Annotated in this window: 12 protein-coding genes; 4 read left to right on the top strand and 8 right to left on the bottom strand. The window is 44.3% G+C overall.

Annotated features, from left to right (window positions below; translation table 11 throughout):
* Window positions 1-98: 98 nt before the first annotated feature.
* From GJV22_RS00870 to GJV22_RS00905, 8 genes are all read right to left on the bottom strand, one after another.
* Complete coding sequence (locus GJV22_RS00870) at window positions 99-1,139, bottom strand: FecR family protein (RefSeq protein ID WP_163707377.1); 1,041 nt, start codon at window positions 1,137-1,139, stop codon at window positions 99-101.
* 241 nt (window positions 1,140-1,380) lie between these two features.
* The gene (locus tag GJV22_RS00875; RefSeq protein ID WP_163707380.1) at window positions 1,381-1,962 is read right to left on the bottom strand and encodes an RNA polymerase sigma factor; all 582 of its coding nucleotides are present in this window, start codon (window positions 1,960-1,962) and stop codon (window positions 1,381-1,383) included.
* Window positions 1,963-2,206: 244 nt separating this feature from the next.
* Window positions 2,207-4,075 (bottom strand): alpha-amylase family protein, encoded by a 1,869-nt coding sequence (locus GJV22_RS00880; RefSeq protein ID WP_163707383.1) that lies wholly within the window; start codon window positions 4,073-4,075, stop codon window positions 2,207-2,209.
* Between the two features lie 85 nt (window positions 4,076-4,160).
* Window positions 4,161-6,005, bottom strand: a complete 1,845-nt coding sequence (locus tag GJV22_RS00885; RefSeq protein WP_163707385.1) for a glycoside hydrolase family 13 protein — start codon at window positions 6,003-6,005, stop codon at window positions 4,161-4,163.
* Between the two features lie 36 nt (window positions 6,006-6,041).
* A complete protein-coding gene (locus GJV22_RS00890) occupies window positions 6,042-8,360 on the bottom strand; it encodes a family 65 glycosyl hydrolase domain-containing protein (protein ID WP_163707389.1) in 2,319 nt (772 codons plus the stop codon).
* 24 nt (window positions 8,361-8,384) lie between these two features.
* Window positions 8,385-9,038 carry a beta-phosphoglucomutase gene (gene pgmB / locus GJV22_RS00895; RefSeq protein ID WP_163707391.1) on the bottom strand — a complete coding sequence of 218 codons (654 nt, stop codon included), beginning with the start codon at window positions 9,036-9,038 and terminating at the stop codon, window positions 8,385-8,387.
* Between the two features lie 2 nt (window positions 9,039-9,040).
* A complete protein-coding gene (locus GJV22_RS00900) occupies window positions 9,041-10,399 on the bottom strand; it encodes an MFS transporter (protein WP_163707394.1) in 1,359 nt (452 codons plus the stop codon).
* A 314-nt stretch (window positions 10,400-10,713) separates the two neighbouring features.
* Window positions 10,714-11,727: a LacI family DNA-binding transcriptional regulator gene (locus tag GJV22_RS00905; protein WP_163707397.1), complete on the bottom strand. Its 1,014-nt coding sequence runs from the start codon at window positions 11,725-11,727 to the stop codon at window positions 10,714-10,716.
* A 451-nt stretch (window positions 11,728-12,178) separates the two neighbouring features.
* Between GJV22_RS00905 and GJV22_RS00910 the strand changes: the two genes are divergently transcribed.
* The 4 genes from GJV22_RS00910 (at window position 12,179) to GJV22_RS00925 (ending at window position 20,646) form a co-directional block, all read left to right on the top strand.
* Window positions 12,179-15,145: a SusC/RagA family TonB-linked outer membrane protein gene (locus GJV22_RS00910; protein WP_163707399.1), complete on the top strand. Its 2,967-nt coding sequence runs from the start codon at window positions 12,179-12,181 to the stop codon at window positions 15,143-15,145.
* 18 nt (window positions 15,146-15,163) lie between these two features.
* On the top strand, window positions 15,164-16,735 hold the full coding sequence (locus GJV22_RS00915) for a RagB/SusD family nutrient uptake outer membrane protein (RefSeq protein WP_163707402.1): 1,572 nt from the start codon (window positions 15,164-15,166) through the stop codon (window positions 16,733-16,735).
* A 17-nt stretch (window positions 16,736-16,752) separates the two neighbouring features.
* Window positions 16,753-17,856 (top strand): SusE domain-containing protein, encoded by a 1,104-nt coding sequence (locus tag GJV22_RS00920; RefSeq protein WP_163707405.1) that lies wholly within the window; start codon window positions 16,753-16,755, stop codon window positions 17,854-17,856.
* Between the two features lie 63 nt (window positions 17,857-17,919).
* Window positions 17,920-20,646, top strand: coding sequence for an alpha-amylase family glycosyl hydrolase (locus GJV22_RS00925; RefSeq protein WP_205461712.1), 2,727 nt, complete (start codon window positions 17,920-17,922; stop codon window positions 20,644-20,646).
* The last annotated feature ends 2 nt before the right edge of the window (window positions 20,647-20,648 follow it).

The following is a 20,648-nucleotide window of genomic DNA, read 5'->3' on the forward strand; positions in this document are numbered from 1 at the left end:
AGGTGAAAAAAATGAGCAGGGAAGTGCGCCAACACTTTCCTGTTTCTTTTTTAGGAGAATTCATTTCATAGGCCAAATGCGTTGTCTGTTTTTCATGGTTATCGGTAAAGAATTATTTTTTGTTTCCCGCCATCCGGCCCGCCAAGACCTGATGGATCGACAAAACGGTAATTGAATGAAGTAGAAATACTGAGGTATTTTAAGATCTGATCTAATGATTCATTATCGAATGTTGCTGTGAAGTGGTAATCCCTCAAGCTTTTGTCAGCGATTTCAATGTCAACATTGTACCAGTTTTCCAATCTGTTGACCATAACTGACATCGGGTCATCGAAGAAAACAACCTTACCCTCTTTCCACGCCGTATAGCGATCGATATGTTTTTCCTTCGATAAATAAATTTTGTCTTCTTCGCTGGAATAATCTGCAATTTCAGAAGGATGTAGCTGCAACAATTCTTTTGCGCGATCCTCTTTTTCATTTAAAACACTTACTTTCCCCTCAACCAAGGCAACTTTAACATGGCTATCGCCTTTGTAAGCATTTACATTGAAAGAAGTACCCAGAACCTTAATTCCCAAATCGTGTGCATGCACGATAAAAGGTTGGCTGGCATTCTTCGAAACTTCGAAATAACCCTCACCTTCCAGTTCTACATCGCGATTTTTTGAGCCATTAAAACTGTTTGGAAATTTAAGTGTACTTCCGGAGTTCAACCAAACTCGTGTTCCGTCTTCCAACGAGAGCTTGGTCTGTGTGCCGTAGGCAGCCTTTACTTCCTGGTATACAAGTTTATGAGGAGTGTCTTCTTTGCGATCTAAAAAATAATTGATCGTAACGGAGAATAAAATGGAAAGTAATAAAACAGCGGCCGCTTGCAGTATAAAACGCAGATAATGTTTTTTTGATCGGCCAAATTGCGGGATTTTCTTTTTTGTGTTGATCAATGCACTTTCAACATCAAGCAGTCCCGAATATTTTAGCTCACGGGAGTCTTCCCACATTTGACGGTAGCGTTGCCAGTCAAGCAAATTATCTTCCGATTCAGAAATCCAATCTGCGATCAGTTTTTTTTCATCCTCTGTAGCGTTGCCGACGAACGACTTCAACAGTAATGCTTCAATTTGATTAGTCTCCACTTGGCGTTAGTTTCCAGTAAGACGAAAAACCAAATACCCCACCCTACATCAAATTTTATTTTTTTTTAATTTTTCTTATTGAAATCCGGAAGCTCTTCTGTTTGTCGATCTTGTATGTATCCGGAAGCCCTTAAAAAGCATTACTTATCGCATCCACATGATGGGACATGTAGCCGCCAAAAAAAACTGCCCCGGCATCTTTTTTTCATCATTTCGTGAAATATGAAATTCGGTTTGGAACTTAATGTGTAATCCGGAAAAGCACAACCAGAAGCGGTAGGTATTCTTTCAACTCAACCCGAAGAATTTTTAAGGAGCGGCTTAGAAGCGCTTCGACAGCTTTGACCGATATTTCCATTTTTGCCGCAATTTCAGAATATGTCAATCCCTCAAAACGACTATACTCAAATGCCAGACGACAACGATCCGGTAATAGCGCAAGTGCCTGCACCAACTTCTCTTCAAATTCATGAGAAAGAATCATCGCATCTGCATCATCCGAAAGACCTGCATCTTCGGCTACAGACTCCGTTACTAACTCCTTTTTATTTTTTCGGGAATGATCGACACAACGATTCCGAACCATGAACGACAAGTAAGCGGTTAAGTGCGAAATCTCCGTCGCATTCTTACGATTCTCCCAAAATTTAATGAAACATTCCTGTACCAAGCCTTGGGCCAAATCTAAATCGTGAAGATAGAGATTTGCCTGAGCACATAAAGCCTTGTAATACTTCCGGAAAAGATAATCGAAGGCTTTTTCCTGCCCGCTTTGGATTGCTTGCAGAAGAAACTGATCAGACTGGGAATGTGATTGATCCATAATTAGCTTCCAAATATAAAGCTAAAAACCCTAAAAAGTAATTCACCTAATTGGCTTAAATAACTAAAAAGGCCACAATGTCTTGCGGCCTTTTATAAATCTGATCTATAAACTAACTAAATCCCAATCTAAAATTGGTATAATTTCATCTCCCTTTCTATATTTTTTATTCTACCCTATTTGATCATTTTTGTTAGGCTTTTCAGCCACTAACTTTCATGTTCTCCGGCATATTAAATTTCAATTAATCCAATTGAAAGATAAATGATTGCAGGGGGTCCAATTCCAGTGAAATTTCCGCCGAACTATCCGCTACAATCAACTCGTATCCCCTACCCCGGCTAAGACGATCAGTCAATTGATACACACCCGGTGTCAGTTTCCATCCGGCAACCGTTTCAGGATCAAGCTTCAATTTTAGCTGATAAGTTTGGTTCGTGTTGAAATTGTTAATGATTATTAACCGATCATCATCTTTCCATCGAACAAACGAAAACAGCTTATCGTCATATCGCTCTGCGTATTTCCGGTTGTATGAATGAATCTCGTGATAATTACCAGTCAGTGCCGACGAGGACGCAGAAAAGCGGAGCAATGTTGTATAATACTGATGCAATTCCTTTTCTTGCGGAGTTAATTGTCCTCCGTCAAAAACTCCACCATTCATCCACCGTTGGTGAGCCGGAACGCCCCAATAGTCAAAAATAGTCGTACGGGTCGCCGTTCCAAATCCGGCATTCCCATCGCCAGGCTCGCCAACATCCTGTCCAAAATAAAGCATGGTTGGCGACGTACTGATACAGGTTGAAAGTACCATTGCCGGCATTCCCTTTCGGGCATTTCCGGCAAAATCAGCACTGGCGATTCGTTGTTCATCGTGATTTTCGAGAAAATGCAACATGTGGTGTTCAATATCTGCCAATCCGTCCTGGATAGCCGGCAGATGATCGGTACTGCCATGCCCCTGCATGATGTGTTTCAAGGTATCATACAACTCGACTTTATCATACAGGTAGTCCATTTTCCCGAGTTGAATATAACTGCGGTATTGTTGCGGGTTGTATACTTCAGCCAACAAAAAAGCATCCGGATTCTTCATTTTGATGGAAGAATTCAGGTAACTCCAGAACTCAACCGGAACCATTTCGGCCATGTCGTAACGAAAACCATCGACTCCTTTTCCAATCCAGAACAACGCGATATCCCGGAACTTCGTCCACGAATCAGGTACGCCCTTATCTTTCCAGAAGTTGAAATGTGCTTTGTAGTCTTTCGTTTCAAATCTTTCCGGCAAACTATCAAAGTCGTGCGTCCCGTCCGGACGAATCCCGTAGTTCACTTTCACAGTTTCATACCAATCGTAAAAATCGGGTTGAGCTTTCCGGGATCCGTTACCTGTCCACTTTGCCGGATTCTCAGCAAACTTTCCGTCTGCCAGCGGATGCGACTCTCCGCCCAATGGCTGATAACCATCCTGCGGAACCGGGACTTCAAAAGCCTCTCCGGGAATATAATAGAAATTGTTATCCCGATTATATTCGACGGAAGTATCATCGTTATCACCAAAATCGGCAACGCTGTCTGGTTTTGATATAGAATGATAATTTCGCGCAACATGGTTTGGTACAATATCGATAATCACCTTCATTCCATGCCGGTGTGTGCGCTCGACCAATGACTGAAACTCTTCCATCCGCTTTGTCGGATCAACAGCCAAATCAGGATCGACATTGTAATAATCTTTCACGGCGTAAGGTGATCCCGCGCGACCTTTGACGACATCAGGATCATCGTTGCTGATTCCGTACGCAGTGTAATCTGTCATGACCGCATGGTGCGGAACGCCGGTGTACCAAATATGCGTGACTCCCATCGCCCTGATCGAATCCAGTGCCCGATCCGTGAAATCGTTAAACTTTCCGACTCCGTTTTCATCAATGGTTCCCCAGAGTTTGTTGGTCGTATTGGTATTGCCGAACAGTCGGGTAAAAACCTGGTAAACCACCTCTTTCCCCTTTGGATCATCTGCAAATTCGACTTTGGTCTCCGCTTGCTTAGGCCGACATGCAGCAAATGCCCATAATGCCAGCAGTATCAAAAATAACTTCCTCATTCGAAATGAATTTAACCACATCGCCGACCATCGCAAAGTCGAAAATGTGGTTTTTAACTATTTAAAAGTTGTATTGAAATCAGAACTACTTCAACTCGATAATCATTGCCGATTCGGCTGGGATATGAATCGTTGAAAGATCACTAATTTCAGTATTGGAAATAATATCTTTTCCACGTAAGAATCCTCCCATCACCTCCTGAAACCGATCAGTCACAAGTTCTTTCGCATCGTTATTTTTATTCAGAATGACCATGACCGTTTCTGATTCATTTTGACGGAAGTACACATAGATTTCGTCTTGCGGTACAAAGTGAATGAGTTTTCCATGGTGAATAACTGCTTTGTCCTTTCTCCAGATCTGAATGGTACGAATGTAGTTTTTCATATCTTTTTGAGCGGCGGTCAATCCTTCACCGGTAAAAGCATTCACGGCATCGCCGGGCCATCCTCCGGGATAGTCACTTCGAATCACACCATGATCTTCAGTTCCTTTGTTGCTCATCAGCACCTCGGTACCATAATAAATCTGGGGGATACCACGGGTTGTCAGAAAGTAGGCAACTCCAAGCTTCAACTTATTCACATCTTCGCCAACTTGGGTATAAAAACGCGACATGTCGTGATTATCGGGAAAAACAACCAAATTCCCGGCATCAGGATATTGGAAATCATTCGACAAAGCACTGTATAACTCAACCATTCCGTGATCAAAATCCGGCTTGTCAGTCATTGCTTTACTCGCAGCACTCTGCAACGGGAAATCCATCAAACTGGGCAAATAGCATTCATAGCCATCACTGTTTACTTTGCCTTTCTGCCAATATGAAACAATGGCCGGGTTCCCGCTCCACTCTTCGCCTACAATATTAAAATTCGGATATTCGTCCAATACTCGCTTCGTCCATTCAGCCATCATGTTTTTATCCGGGTAAGGCCATGTATCCTGCCGAATGCCATCCAAACCAATAGACTCGATCCACCAAATAGAATTTTGAATCAGGTACTCAGCCATGAACGGATTCCGTTGATTCAAATCAGGCATGGTTTCCACAAACCATCCATCCGACATCGCTGTTTTATCTGCCTCCGAGGCATGCGGATCCTGGTTGATCGTTCTGCGGTGAGTCGTGACTTTCCAATTCGGATAATTGTTGATCCAATCGTGCATCGGCATATCATCCATCCACCAGTGTTCCGAGCCACAATGGTTGAATATCATATCCATGATCAGCTTCATGCCTCTTTTCTTCAGGTCTTTGGAGAGTTCCAGGTATTCTTCATTGCTCCCGTAACGCGGATCAACTTTGTAAAAATCGGTTGTTGAATAGCCGTGATAGGAAGTGCGGGTCATGTTATTCTCCAAAACGGGATTCAACCAAACGGCTGTAAAACCCAAATCCTGCATATAATCCAGATGATTGATAATTCCGCGTAAATCACCACCATGGCGGCCATCCTTGTCTGACCGGTTGGGCAGTTCCTTCATGCCCTGAACTGCATCGTTTGATACATCACCATTTGCAAAGCGATCCGGCGTAATCAGGTAAATAACATCTGAGCTGTTGAATCCAATCCGTTCGGCGGAATGCGGTTCACGAGCCTTCAGTTCGTAGCTGTATTCGGCAACTGTTTTCTTTCCGGAATTGAATGAAATAACAAAAATTCCCGGCTTCGCATCTTTTGAAATTAGAAGGTCTACAAACAAATAGTTGGGATTTTCAACCCGCGTGCTGCTTTCCAAGGTGACTCCCGGGTAGTTGATCACCGGAAAACTTGCAGCAATGTTTTCGCCATGAATCATCAGTTGAAGGTTCGGGTTTTTCATACCCACCCACCAAAACATCGGCTCAACGCGATCAATTCCAGCGGCCACCAGTAAATTCATCTGTCCAACGAGCAGAACAAACAGTATAAAATATCGTTTCATTGATTTTCGGTTTTTTCTTTCGATTTAGGTACTTCATTATACAATTGGGTTCCTGGCCAGCACCAGGTTTCCGTTTCCTTTCAACTGATATTGGTCACCCCAAATAACCACCTCAACTGCAACAGCGCTGTGATTGGTAATTTTCAGTTCACTTCCCATGCAAATCTCCAAATGAGCTCCTCTGAAATTAATCCGGAAGGCAAAAGCTTCCCACGATTTTGGCAAGAAAGGTGTCAGGTGCAGGCGACCATCCTTCACATCCATGCCTCCAAAAGTCTCTACAAAAGCCAACCACGTCCCCCCCATACTGGTGATGTGCAAACCGTCTTTTGTATCGTTGTTGTAGTCGTCCAAATCGAGCCGCGCTGTGCGCAAATACATCTCGTAAGCCTTTCCCTCTCGCCCGATTCGGGCAGCCAGGATCGCATGGATACAGGATGAAAGAGACGACTCATGCACTGTTATCGGCTCGTAAAAGTCGAAATGACGACGCAGGCTTTCTGTGTCAAACTCGTGCTTGAACCAGTAAAAACTTTGCAGTGTATCTGCTTGCTTGATGTAACAAGAGCGCAATATTCGATCCCACGACCAATTTTCGTGTATTGGCCGTTCGTCGGGATCAAGCGACGATGCCGGTGCAATTTCTTTATCCAAAAATCCATCCTGTTGCAAAAAGATGTCTTGCTTGGCGCTGTATGGGAAATACATCTTTTCAATGATCTCCTTCCACAAAGCAGTTTCTCCCTGTTCGTTAAACGACCATTTTCGTGTCAGCTCACTGAACAGATACGGATGTTCTTTTTTCAGGTAATCAATAACCTCCAACGTATATTTTAAGGTCCACACAGCCATACGGTTGGTGTGGAAATTATTGTTCACATTGTTCTCATACTCATTGGGGCCGGTAACGCCTAACATCACATAAGCATTTTTGTCTTCCGACCAATTGATCCGTTGGCTCCAGAAACGCGAGATTCCCAGTAGCACTTCGAACCCAAACGGTGCGAGATAATTTTTATCACCGGTATAGTTGATGTAATTGTAGATAGCGTAAGCAATAGCTCCGTTGCGGTGAATTTCTTCAAAGGTAATTTCCCATTCGTTGTGGCATTCTTCGCCGTTTATTGTCACCATAGGGTACAAAGCTGCACCGTCCTGAAAACCCAGTTTTGCCGCATTTTCGATGGCACGTTGCAAATGTTTATGACGATACAACAACAGGTTTTTAGCGATAAGCTGTGGAGCTGTAGCCATAAAGAACGGCAAACAATAGGCTTCGGTATCCCAATAGGTAACACCACCATATTTTTCACCCGTGAAACCTTTGGGACCAATATTCAGACGTTCATCATCGCCGGAATAGGTTTGCATGAGTTGGAAAATGTTGAAACGAATTCCCTGCTGTGCTGCCACATCGCCTTTAATCATGATATCGGCAGTTTCCCAACGTTCCTCCCATTTCTTCGCATGTGCGGCAAAAAGCTTTTCAAAACCGGAGGAAACAGCGACTGTTAGTTTACCAATCACATGGTTCATTAGTTTTTCTTTGGGCAAATACATGGATGAATTCACGGCCATGTACTTTTCGATACAGATTTCATCTCCGGCCGACACCTCCAGCTCAAATGTGTTTGCCGCAAATTTTTCGTGGGTAACAGGTTCCAAGCTATCTCCGGCTTCTCTTCCATTCAATTTTATGGACGTATCAATCCCGTGACAAACAAAAAAGGCCGTTTTCTTGGTTTCCATGCACAGGAAAGCCTGGTTCGTTAACACCTCTTTCTCTGTCTCCATCCAAAACTTCTCATCGTAGTTGGAGTCCTCGTTCATCACATCCCCATCAACGAATGAACTCAATGATAGCTTTCCTGTAAAATTTAAACTCTTTAACTTGTATCGAATAGCGCCAACTTCTTTATCTGCGATGCTCAGGAAACGCTCCGAAAGCACCTCTACCTTTTTGCCCGATGGCAGAGTCGCGCTGAAACTGCGGGTAAGCATGGCAGAGCGCATATCGAGAACCCGCTCGAAATTTTCAATCTCAGCAGTTGCCAAATCCAACTCTTCTCCATCAAGTTTGATGTGCAACCCAATCCAGTTCGTTGCATTCAGTATTTTGGCAAAATATTCCGGGTAACCGTTTTTCCACCAACCAACACGGGTTTTGTCGGGATAATAAATGCCGGCCATGTAATTGCCTTTCAGCGAGTCGCCCGAGTATTTTTCTTCAAAATTGGCGCGTTGTCCGGTATGTCCGTTTCCGATGCTGAACAAGCTCTCCGAGATCCGGTTATTTTCCGGAACAAATCCTCTCTCAATAACCTGCCATTCCGAATGTATGATATAATTTTTCATAGTTTTTTAGTTACAAATCCTCATTCAAATCTTTTGCAATAAATCTTCGGGGTGAAAATCGTCAAAGCCGGATATCACCAGGTTTGCCCGATGAAGTGTTTCCGGACTTCCAACGCCAACACAGCGCATACCCGCGTTGAGTGCGGCTTCCAACCCGGCAATGGCATCTTCAAAAACGACACACTCCTCCGGTTTCGCCGACAAAGCCTCAGCACCTTTCAGGAAAACTTCCGGATCGGGTTTTGCTTTGCTTACTTTAGTTCCGTCAATGATCGCGTCAAATAAATTTTCAATCTGCAGTCGTTGCAAAATCAATTGTGCATTTTTACTGGCCGATCCCAGTGCCACACCAATTTTTTGATTTCGAAGATCCATCAGAAATTCTTTCACTCCGGGAAGTATTTCATCTTCTTTCATTTTCAGAATATATTCCAGGTAGACCCGGTTCTTTTTAGCTGCCAGTTCATCTTTCGCTTCCTGCGGCAAATCCATTTTCCCCAGGTTTAAAATGATATCGAGTGAATCCATTCGACTCACACCTTTCAGCAATTCATTATGTGTTTCGGTAAATTCGATTCCTAATTCATCAGCCAGTTCTTTCCATGCCAAAAAATGATATTTGGCTGTATCCACCAGCACCCCATCCAAATCGAAGAGACAGGCTGTTATCTTTTTCATGGTCATTTTTTTTGTGGTGTTTTGATGAAGGCTACGGCCAGTGCTCCCAAAAACATGGAAACGCCGCAAATCATCAGCATGTAGATTGCCTCGTTTTGAAAAACGCTTCGCAAAATTGCTCCTCCCAGAAAACCGGAAATAATTTGCGGACCGGCAATGGTGAAATTGAAGATTCCCATATATACCCCCATTTTATCAGCCGGGAGCGATTCGGACAAAATGGAATATGGCATGGCCAGAATAGCAGCCCAGGATATTCCCACACCAACCATCGACAAAATCAACATGTTGGGTGAATTGAAGAAATACATGGAAACGTAACCTAATCCTCCCAGTAATAAAGCCAAACCATAGGTGGTTTTTCGCCCGAAAGTGTTGGCGATTTTAGTCATAACCAGCGAGAATAGTGCAGCAAACAAACTGTAAGCACCGAATAACACGCCTACCCAGTTCCCAGCTTCCTGGTACAATTCCGACGAAGCATCACCAATGGCCGTTCCGAATGCGTGTTGCGCTACCGCCGGAGTTGTATAAACCCACATGATGTAGAGCGCGAACCACGAAAAAAACTGTACTAAAGCCAATTGAATCATCACTTTCGGCATTTGCGTAAACAAGTGCCAGAAATTGGTCAACTTTTCGCCCAGCGACTTTTTCTGCCGGCCTTCTTCCATCCACTTTTCATAGTCGATTCCATTTTGATCGCAGTAGACTTTCGGTGGATACTCTTTTGTTTTGAAAACCGTCCAAATGACCGACAACAGCAAAATAGCGCCACCAATGTAGAACGACCAGATCACCGAAGCAGGTACTTCTCCTTCGGCAGCTGTATTGCTCACTTTCAAAATGTTGGTCAAAAAATAGGGCAAAACCGAACCGACCACTGCACCGGTATTAATTAAAAAGCTTTGCACGGAATAGCCTAATGTTCGCTGACTGTCGGGAACCATGTCAGCCACCAACGCCCGAAAAGGTTGCATGGTAATATTGAAAGAACCATCCATGAGGGCAAACATCAGAGCTCCGAAAATCAAAGCTGGAATAAATGAAACCAAAGCTGCCGAATTCGGCATCAGCCACATGGCTACAGCGGCAATAAATGCTCCACCCAAAATGTATGAGCCTCGCCGACCAAATCGATTCCACGTCCGGTCGCTTGCAGCGCCAACAATTGGTTGAACAATGAGCCCCATGACGGGAGCTGCTAACCAGAAAAAGGAAAGCGAATGCAAATCGGCACCAAGGTTCGACAAGATTCGGCTGACATTGGCACTCTGGAGGGCAAATCCAATTTGGATCCCCAGGAAGCCAAAGCTGACATTCCAAATCTGCCAAAAACGAAGAGCAGGTTTAATCTTCATACTAGTTCATTAAGTTAAGGTCGCTGACCTTTGTTTGATTTTTCAAATTGAAAAAAGAAATTAACCATCAACAGGATTAGTCAAAAAACTAAGCTCATTGCACGGTATCGGCACCTGGTGAATACCAGATGAAAATGAAATAAAATTCGGAGTAATTTATCGGATGATCTGACGCAAATATAAACTGCAAAATTGGAATAATGCAAATCGGATACTATGCTGTAAATCAATCAAAAGTCCAAAAAAAGGCAAAAACAAGGCTGAAAGCCCCATTTCAAACGTTTGCGTAGAAAAATGAAAAAAAGTGATTTTTTTTAAATGGACGACTCACGGACAACCAGTTGTCCCTCCAAAACCCGGGTAACAGGGGTATATTTTTCGTCCGGAGAGAGTATCCGGTTCAACAAGATTTCGGTTGCAATACTACCCATTTCGTAGCCATGTTGATCGACTGATGAAAGCGTTGGATTGGTGATCCCAGAAAGCCGACCATCGCTGAACCCAATAATTGCGATTTGCTTTGGAATCTCAATGCCTAATTTCTGGAGCGCTTGCATTGCTCCTACGGCCGTGAGGTCGTTAGTCGTAAAGATACCGTCAGGCAGATTATTCAAATCTGCCAGGCGCCGTACAGCGACCACTGCTTTTTCATAATTATCAGCTTGAATAATTAATGATGGATCAACAGCCAAACCAGCCTCTGACAATGCACGCAGATAACCGTTCTTCCGGTTTCGTCCAATCATAAGATGCTCCGGGCCCGAAAAATGGGCAATCCGTTTGCGTCCATTTTCAATCAGGTGTTTAGTCGCCTTGTAAGCTGCTTCTTCATCATCAATTACAACATGATCTGCCTGCATTCCCGGCACAATGCGATCAAAAAATACCAGAGGCATTCCGCCTTCTTTTAACAACTTAAGGTGATCGAAATTTGTCGACTCTTTCGCAATTGACACCAAAACACCGTCGACCCGGTGCGACAACAACATTTTGGCATTGGCTACTTCCCGATCGTACCGCTCATTCGACTGGCAAATCATTACCGTAAAACCAGCGTTGTAGGCAACATCCTCAATACCGCTAATAACTGATGAAAAAAAGTGATGGACAATTTCAGGTATGATAACTCCGATCGTGTTGCTTCGACTTTGCTTCAGGCTTAAAGCAATGGCATTGGGCTGGTATTTCAACCGTACCGCTAACTCATTTACGGCCTTCTTCGTCTCCGTACTAATATCCGGATGATCCTTTAAGGCACGAGAAACCGTTGAAGGAGAAATACCTAAAATACGGGCAATATCTTTTATGGTAATAGGGTTGTTTTTCATCGATTAGCTGGATGTTTGCGCAAGATAGAAATAAAAACAAGAATTAAACTCCTGCCAAACCACCGTTGGAATATGTTATGTAATAACAATTGCGCCGTACAATTTTAATATCAGCCGATTACAATTCCTCCAACAACTAGAAATCTTTTTAAGACCTACAGGTCTTCTTCATCCGAATTGAATCCAATTTTATTTTGAACGAAAGACAAAAACAAAGCTATTCTCCAGCCTCCAAACACACCCACCAGTAACGACCTGTTTTCTAACATATTCGGTGCAAACGACACCGCAAACGTTTGCGGAACAAAACCTGTTTTTGACTAGGATTCATTCAAAAACTAATACATATACTTGTCCCATCGGATAAATTAAATGGAATAAAATCGGACGACACTATTTGTAAAAAATTAAACGATGACCTAATTGAATTAAAGAACTAATAAGAAAAAACATGAAGATTATTCGTAAAAATTTGAATGTCCTGCTAATGGCTTTGGGGCTCTTATTGAGCAATGTTGCCTGGTCCCAGGTTGTTAGTATTTCCGGAACGGTTACCGACAGTACAACTGGCGAACCACTTCCCGGAGTTACAGTACTGGTAAAAGGAACGACCATCGGCACAATTACCAACTTTGATGGTGAGTACGTCCTTGATGCTGAAAAAGGCGTAACCGTTCAATTCTCCTACATTGGATATACAACTACTGAATTAATTATTGGAGACCAAACAACAGTTAACGTTCAATTAGCTGTTGACACTGAACAACTGGAAGAGGTTGTTGTCATCGGTTACGGTCAGGTGAAAAAGAATGACGCAACCGGATCAGTTGTTGCCGTTAAATCTGATGATTTTAATCAGGGTGCAACCAGCTCGCCGCAAGAATTGATTGTTGGTAAAATTGCCGGTGTGAACATTACCAGCGAAGGTGGAGCACCGGGATCCGGGTCCCAAATTCGCATTCGCGGTGGCTCATCCATGTCTGCCAGCAACGACCCGTTGATTATTGTTGATGGGATGCCTTTGGATAACCGAACAATCAGTGGTATGAGCAACATCCTGAACTCCATTAACCCTGCCGACATTGAAACGTTCACTGTTTTGAAAGATGCGTCAGCAACGGCAATCTACGGATCCCGTGCATCAAATGGGGTTATTCTTATAACAACTAAAAAAGGGACAAAAGGTCAGGATCTCCGTCTCAGCTTCGACTCAAAGTTTTCAGTCGGCCAAGTTAAGGAAACGATTAGTGTGCTTAACGCAGACGAATTCCGCCAATTGGTGAATGAAAGAGCGGTAGATCATTCTTCCGTAAATCCAGCACTGATGGGAGCGGCCAACACGAACTGGCAAGATGAAATCTTCCAAACAGCAATTGGACAGGATTACAACCTTGGACTTTCAGGTTCGGCAGCTACCATCCCCTTCAGGGCATCGGTGGGCTATACCAACCAGGATGGTATTTTAAAAACATCGAACCTGGAACGCTACACCGGATCATTAAATGTAACTCCTGATTTTCTGGAAAACCATTTGAAATTGAGTCTGGGTGTAAAAGCCATGAAAATCAACAATCGCTTTGCTGACAAAGGTGCAATCGGTAGCGCTTTGCGCTTCGACCCAACACATCCGGTTAAAGACGATGATCCGAAATACGACCGTTACGGAGGCTATTACACTTGGCTGATGGCCGACGGAACCCGCAACGTAAACGGTACCCGGAACCCGGTAGCTCAACTAATGCAACGCGCCGACGAGTCGGATGTGTCACGTGTTATTGCTGACTTCCAGGCCAACTACAAAGTCCATTTCCTCCCGGAATTGAACGTGACTGTAAAAGGTGGCATTGACTACTCGAACAGCGACGGTACCATCGTTACCGACACACTGGCTGCCTGGACACAAGCATCATCGGTTGGCGTAAACCGCGTTTACACACAGGAAAAAAACAACAAACTGTTCAACTTCATTTTGAACTATCAGAAAGATCTTGAAGGTATTGACAGTCGTATTGATGCAATGGCCGGTTACGAATGGCAACACTTCCACATTTCAAGCAGCGCAATGGAATGGGATCGCAACGACGACGAAATTGAAGATTCAAAAGATGCCACTGAAAACTACCTGGTATCCTTCTTCGGACGTTTGAATTACACCTTTAAAGATCGTTACCTCTTGACTGCTACGATTCGTCAGGATGGATCATCTCGCTTCCACAAAGATAACCGCTGGGGTACGTTCCCTTCCTTCGCTTTCGCCTGGAGAATGAATGAAGAAGCATTCATGAAAAACTTCAAAGAGCTGAGTAACCTGAAACTGCGCTTGGGATACGGGGTAACCGGTCAACAGGAATTGAACTCGGGTGACTATCCTTACCTGGGAACTTACCGCTTGAGCGACAACCGCACCCAATATCAATTCGGTGACCAGTACTACACGCTGATAAGACCAAACGGGTATGACGAAAGTCTGGAGTGGGAAGAAACAACAACCTACAACGTTGGTTTGGATTTCGGATTTTTCGATAACCGGTTAAACGGATCGGTTGAAGTTTATAAACGCAAAACCGAGAAGCTGCTGAATACGATCCCTGTACCTGCCGGAACGAACTTCACCGACCGCTTATTGACGAATGTTGGTGACCTCGAAAATAATGGTCTTGAATTTTCATTAAACGGCATTATTATCAGCAAAGAGGATATGAACTGGGAGCTCGGGTTCAACCTGGCATACAATAAAAATGAGGTTACCCGCCTGACAAACTACGACGACCCGAATTACAAGGGAGTTGAAGTCGGAGGAATCAGCGGTGTTGGCGTTGGAAACTATATTCAAATTAACGCTGTCGGACAGTCGTTAAACACCTTCTATGTGTACCAGCAGGTTTATGATACCGATGGCAAGCCAATTGAAGGTTTATATGTTGACCGCAACAACGACGGCCAGATTACATTGGATGACAAGTATTATTTCAAAGATCCTGCTCCAACGGTATCTATGGGCTTCTCTTCAAAATTCAATTACAAAAACTGGGATTTCGGATTTAGCGGAAGAATCTCACTGGGCAACTATGTTTATAACAACGTCATTGTTGGCGCCCGCTACCAGGAACTTACCGTAAATGAGTACCTGACCAATATGCCATCAGAAATCAAATTTTCGCAATTCGAAACAGCTCAGCAATACTCCGACTACTTCGTTAAAGATGCATCATTCCTGCGCCTGGATAATATCTCGTTGGGGTACACCTTCAAGAAAATCATAAAAGACAAAGTCAACCTGAGACTATATTCAACAGTGCAGAATGTGTTTGTAATTACAGACTACGACGGACTGGATCCGGAAATACCGAGCGGAATTGATAATGATGTTTATCCTCGTCCGAGAACTTTCACCTTCGGTCTGAGTGCTAATTTTTAATCTAAACCAGCTTTTACAATGAAATCATTATATATAAAAAGACTGAGAGACATCTTGCTGTTGGGCCTGTTATTTACGCAAGCAGCATGTGTCAACGATTTGAATACCTTGCCGATTGACGAGGACATTCAAACAGAAGAAAAGGTTTTGACCGATGACCAATCTTACAAAGAGCTTTTAGCAAAATGCTACGCCGGCTTCATCTTGGGCGGACAAACAGCCGTTGACGGCGAGCCCGATATCAGCAGTATTAACGGTAGTTTTTCATCCTACCTGCGTTTACTGTGGAACCACCAGGAATTGCCGACCGACGAAGCTATTTGTGCCTGGAACGACGGTAACTTGCGTGACCTGCACGATATGGACTGGAACTCATCCAACGAGTTCGTAACAGCCATGTATTACCGGATCACACTGGAAATCGCATACTGCAACAACTTCATTAAACTAACCACCGACCAAAGCGAGTATGCTGAATACAGAAATGAAGCGCGTATGCTTCGTGCGATCAGTTACTGGCACATGTTGGATATGTTTGGCACCGGTCCGTTTGTTACCGAAGAAGACCGCTTAGGTACATTCTTCTTTCCGGAGCAAGCCAACTCGGAACAGCTATACAACTATATCGAATCAGAACTTTTGGACCTGGAAACGCTTTTGCCGGATCCAAGAACCAACGAGTATGGCCGTGTTGACAAAGCTGCAGCCTGGATGTTGTTATCAAAATTATATCTCAACGCAGAAGTCTACATTAACTCCGACAAATACACCGAGTGTGTTACCTATACCAAGAAAATCATAGGAGCCGGATATTCACTGGAACCAACTTACGCCAATCTGTTCTTGGCTGACAACAACCTGCGCACCAATGAAATTATCTTCCCGATCATATCCGACGGTGAAAATGTTCAAACCTGGGGTGGAATGACATTCATTATCCACTCATCAGTTGGTGGAGATATGCCTGCCAGCGAATCAGGAATTGACGGTGGTTGGGGTGGTAACCGGACAACAAAAGCCCTGGTTGAGAAATTCGATGACCCTAGCGGGGACACCGATGCCAGAGCATTGTTCTACTCAGAAGGTCAGAACTACGAAATTGAGGACATCTTCCAGTTCCGCGATGGATATGCGGTTCGTAAATACCGGAACATTACCTCAACCGGTGTAGCCGGTCAGAACCAATCATTTCCGGACACAGACTTCCCGATGTTCCGTTACGCCGACGCCTTGTTGATGTACGCTGAAGCAGTATTGCGCGGTGGCTCAGGTGGCGACGCCTCAACAGCGCTTGCCTATATTAACGACATCAGAGAACGGGCTTACGGAGACAATTCCGGCGACATTAGCTCAAACGAACTGACCCTGGACTTCATCTTAGACGAAAGAGCAAGAGAGCTGTTCTGGGAATGTCACCGTCGTACCGATTTAATCCGTTTTGGCAAATTAACAGGCAGTAGCTACCTGTGGCCCTGGAAAGGAGCCGAACAAGATGGCGCGTCCACAGACGACCGTTTCAATGTGTTCCCAATTCCTGCATCGGACATCAATGCAAACCCGAATTTAAGTCAAGTTAAAACCGGTTATTAATCTTAAACTTAAACGACATGAGAAAACTCATTCATCTATTTATAATTACACTGGCAGTCGGATTACTCAGCTCTTGTGAAGACGATGATTTGACAACTTTGGACCTGAACGTTTCCAAGGCTCCCGCACTAGCCGAGTTACCCGACATTAACCTGTCAATGGACAATCAAGACCAGGCGCTTGCTTTTAGCTGGTCTGCCGCAGATTACGATCTTGATCTGGCAATTACCTACAAATTGCAGATCGCCAAATCAGGAACCGATTTCGCAGAACTTTACACCCTCTACAGCGGGAGTGCTCTCAGCACATCGGTAACAGTAAAAGATCTGAACACTGCTATTTTAGATAAACTTGGATTAGAAGCCGAGGTTGAAACTTCGATTGAATTCCGTGTGATATCCGTTGTCAACTCCGAAGTCAACGATTTGACAACGGGAAACAAAGACGCAAGTATGCAAGTTAGCTTAACTCCCTATATCACTTCATTTCCTCCGATTTACATGATTGGATCCGCAACAGGTGGTTGGGACACAGCCTTAGCCGTTGAAGTTCCAAGTTCCGCTCCAAGCGTTTATTCATCCGTGTGGAAGTTCATCCAAAATGAAGCATTCCGTTTCTTTGCCCAACCAGACTGGAATCCGACAAGTTACAACTATCCATACTTTGCTAGCGGATCTGTTAACAGCCTGCTGGAAGATGCAGCTGATGGTGACAACAACTTCAAGTTTGTTGGTGAAACCGGCTACTACCGCGTAACGGTGAATATGAAAACACTGACTATTGAAATGGAGCCCGTTGCGGAACCTGTTATGTATATGACAGGAGCCGGAATCGGCGGATGGGATACACCCGGAACAGGAGCATCGATCAAAATGACTTTCGTGAAGGAAAATGTGTGGAAAACAACAGCCACATTTGTTTCCGGAGAAGCCTGGCGTTTCTTTGCTCAAGCTGATTGGGGTCCGACAAGCTACAACTTCCCCTATTTTGTTGATGGAACAGTAGCTGACATGTTTGAGGATGCCGCTGATGGCGATCATAACTTCAAAAACAAATCAGCCGGCACTTATGTCATCACACTCGATTTAAATGAAACATCGGTAACCGTAGTGGCACCGTAATTATTCAACTATCATAAAATAGGGCTGCCTGGTTGGCAGCCCTATTTTTCGATTAAGCTCCAAATGATGAAGTGTTTTTTACCCCTATTCTTTTTACTAATTTTTCAACTCAGCCAGGCGCAGACTAAAACAAATCCTGCATTCCCGACAGCTACCGGCGAGGTGACCGTCAACTTCAACAGTGCCGAAAGCTCATTGGGATATTTCACTGGCGACTTGTACGCTCACACCGGAGTTAAAATTGAAGGAAATGACTCCTGGCAGCATGTTATTGGTACTTGGGGCGACAATTCAACCCAACCCAAACTGACCAACCTCGGCAATGGAAAATATGCGTTGACAATTACAAGCGATATAAATACTTATTATTCGGTTCCCACAACCGAAACCGTGACCCAATTGGCCTTTGTTTTCCGATCGGCTGACGGAAGCGCTCAAACGACCGATATCTTTATCAATGTTTACCAATCTTCAATGGCCGTCTCCTTAACCTCGCCATCTGGCCAGCAATTCTTTCACGAAAATGAAACCCTGACCATCTCCGCAATTGCCTCCGACGACGCGGATCTGACCTTAAAACGAGATGAAAAACTGCTTAGCTCAAACTCAGGAAGCAGCATCTCAAGCACAACGACATTAACCGATACCGGCTGGCAATGGCTGATCGCTTCAGCAACGCTGAATGAACAGACGGTTTACGACTCACTCCATATATTTGTCAGTCCGGAAACGCCCACTGCGGCAAAACCGGCCACCTACAAACAAGGCATTAATTACATCAGCGACACAGAAGTTGGACTGGTGTTACTGGCTCCCAACAAATCGGATGTTTACTTGTTGAGTGATCTCAATAATTGGGAAGCTGATCCCGCTTACCAACTAAAAAAAGACGGCGATTATTTCTGGATTACCCTTTCGAATTTAACTCCTCAACAAGAATATATTTTTCAATACTGGATCGATGGATCCATCAAAATCGGTGACCCTTACTGCGATAAAATCAGCGATCCGTATGATGACAGTTATATCACGAATGCGGTCTACCCCAACCTGATTAGTTACCCAGCCGGCAAAACTGAAGGGCGGGCTTCAGTGTTACAAACCGGACAAACCAACTACGAATGGCAAACCGGCAGCATTTCGATTCCGGCTAAAGAGGATCTACAGATTTATGAACTATTAATTCGCGATTTTACGGTAGACGGCACCTACCAGGCAGTTATCGACAAGCTGGACTATTTGGAACGATTGGGTGTGAATACCATTGAGCTGATGCCCTTCAGCGAGTTCGAAGGTAACAGCAGCTGGGGCTACAACCCGAACTACTATTTTGCGCCCGACAAAGCTTACGGCACCAAAAATGACTTGAAAGAATTAATCGACTCCATCCACAATCGCGGAATGATCGTCATTCAGGATATGGTGCTCAATCATGCCTACAACAGCTCACCAATGGTGAAAATGTATTGGGATGCGACCAACAACCGTCCGGCAGCGGACAATCCATGGTTCAACGTATCATCGCCCAATACCGCATTCGCCTGGGGCTCCGACTTCAATCACGAAAGCGCCTACACCCAAGCTTTTGTCGACAGCGTTACCAGCTATTGGATCGATGAATACCAGGTGGATGGCTTTCGCTTCGACTTTACCAAAGGATTTACCAACACCGCGGGAGATGGCTCGGCATACGATGCTTCCCGCATTGCAATACTGGAACGAATGGCCAATCACATTTGGTCGGTGAAACCGGATGCTTTCATTATTCTCGAACATTTTGCAGCCAACAGCGAGGAGCAGGAACTGACCAGTTACAATCAGGGAATGCTCATTTGGGGTAATGCCAACTACAATTTCAACGAAGCGACGATGGGCTGGATTGATAATTCAGATTTCTCGTGGGCATCATACCAGGCACGGGAATTTAGTCAACCCGGGTTGGTCGCTTACATGGAAAGCCATGATGAGGAGCGTTTGATGTACAAAAATCTGCAATACGGAAACTCATCGGGCGATTACGATATTACAACAGTAGCAACCGCTTTGGCCAGAAACGAGCTGGGAGCGACCTTCTTTTTCTGCCTGACCGGTCCAAAAATGATTTGGCAATTTGGGGAACTGGGCTACGATTATTCTATCGATTACAACGAACGTGTCGGTGAAAAACCGGTGAAATGGGACTACCTCGATGATCCAAACCGACTGGAATTGTTCGATGTCTATTCGGCCATGCTTCGTTTGCGTATGCAATTTCCGGTGTTTACTTCAGGTAATGAAACCCGCAATTTGAGCGGAACTGTAAAATCCATTCAGTTGGTGAAAGACACCCATCACATTACCCTGATTGGCAACTTTGGCGTAACGGCGCAAACCATACAGGCACCATTTGCCGAAACCGGAACCTGGTACGAATTCTTTACCGGACAATCGTACGAAGTCACATCAGGCACGCAGGCTATCAGCCTGGCTCCGGGCGAATACCGCTTGTATTCTGACCAACAATTACCGGCATTTAAAGAATTGGCAACCGCAGTGGAAGATCCGCTGAAACAAGCCGAAGTGTCATTCAACCTATTTCCCAATCCGGCATCGAGGCAGGTTCGGATTGCCTGTCCGGAAAAAATTACGGCCTTGCAAATTTTCAGTCTCGACGGAAAAATGATGATGCAACTGCACCCCAATCAGCCAACCGTTGATGTTGCACTGGATCATCTTCAAACCGGAATGTACCTGATTCATTTTAGTACAAACAGCAAAACATTCGAGACCAAATTCATTAAATCAAATTAATA

Source organism: Mangrovibacterium lignilyticum, from assembly GCF_010882175.1.
Taxonomy (GTDB): Bacteria; Bacteroidota; Bacteroidia; order Bacteroidales; family Prolixibacteraceae; genus Mangrovibacterium; species Mangrovibacterium lignilyticum.

Coding starts and splice junctions, on each gene's coding strand:
- GJV22_RS00875 (WP_163707380.1), bottom strand. CDS start 1,962: ATGGATCAATCACATTCCCAGTCTGATCAGTTTCTTCTGCAAGCAATC.
- GJV22_RS00880 (WP_163707383.1), bottom strand. CDS start 4,075: ATGAGGAAGTTATTTTTGATACTGCTGGCATTATGGGCATTTGCTGCA.
- GJV22_RS00885 (WP_163707385.1), bottom strand. CDS start 6,005: ATGAAACGATATTTTATACTGTTTGTTCTGCTCGTTGGACAGATGAAT.
- GJV22_RS00890 (WP_163707389.1), bottom strand. CDS start 8,360: ATGAAAAATTATATCATACATTCGGAATGGCAGGTTATTGAGAGAGGA.
- pgmB (WP_163707391.1), bottom strand. CDS start 9,038: ATGAAAAAGATAACAGCCTGTCTCTTCGATTTGGATGGGGTGCTGGTG.
- GJV22_RS00900 (WP_163707394.1), bottom strand. CDS start 10,399: ATGAAGATTAAACCTGCTCTTCGTTTTTGGCAGATTTGGAATGTCAGC.
- GJV22_RS00905 (WP_163707397.1), bottom strand. CDS start 11,727: ATGAAAAACAACCCTATTACCATAAAAGATATTGCCCGTATTTTAGGT.
- GJV22_RS00910 (WP_163707399.1), top strand. CDS start 12,179: ATGAAGATTATTCGTAAAAATTTGAATGTCCTGCTAATGGCTTTGGGG.
- GJV22_RS00915 (WP_163707402.1), top strand. CDS start 15,164: ATGAAATCATTATATATAAAAAGACTGAGAGACATCTTGCTGTTGGGC.
- GJV22_RS00920 (WP_163707405.1), top strand. CDS start 16,753: ATGAGAAAACTCATTCATCTATTTATAATTACACTGGCAGTCGGATTA.
- GJV22_RS00925 (WP_205461712.1), top strand. CDS start 17,920: ATGATGAAGTGTTTTTTACCCCTATTCTTTTTACTAATTTTTCAACTC.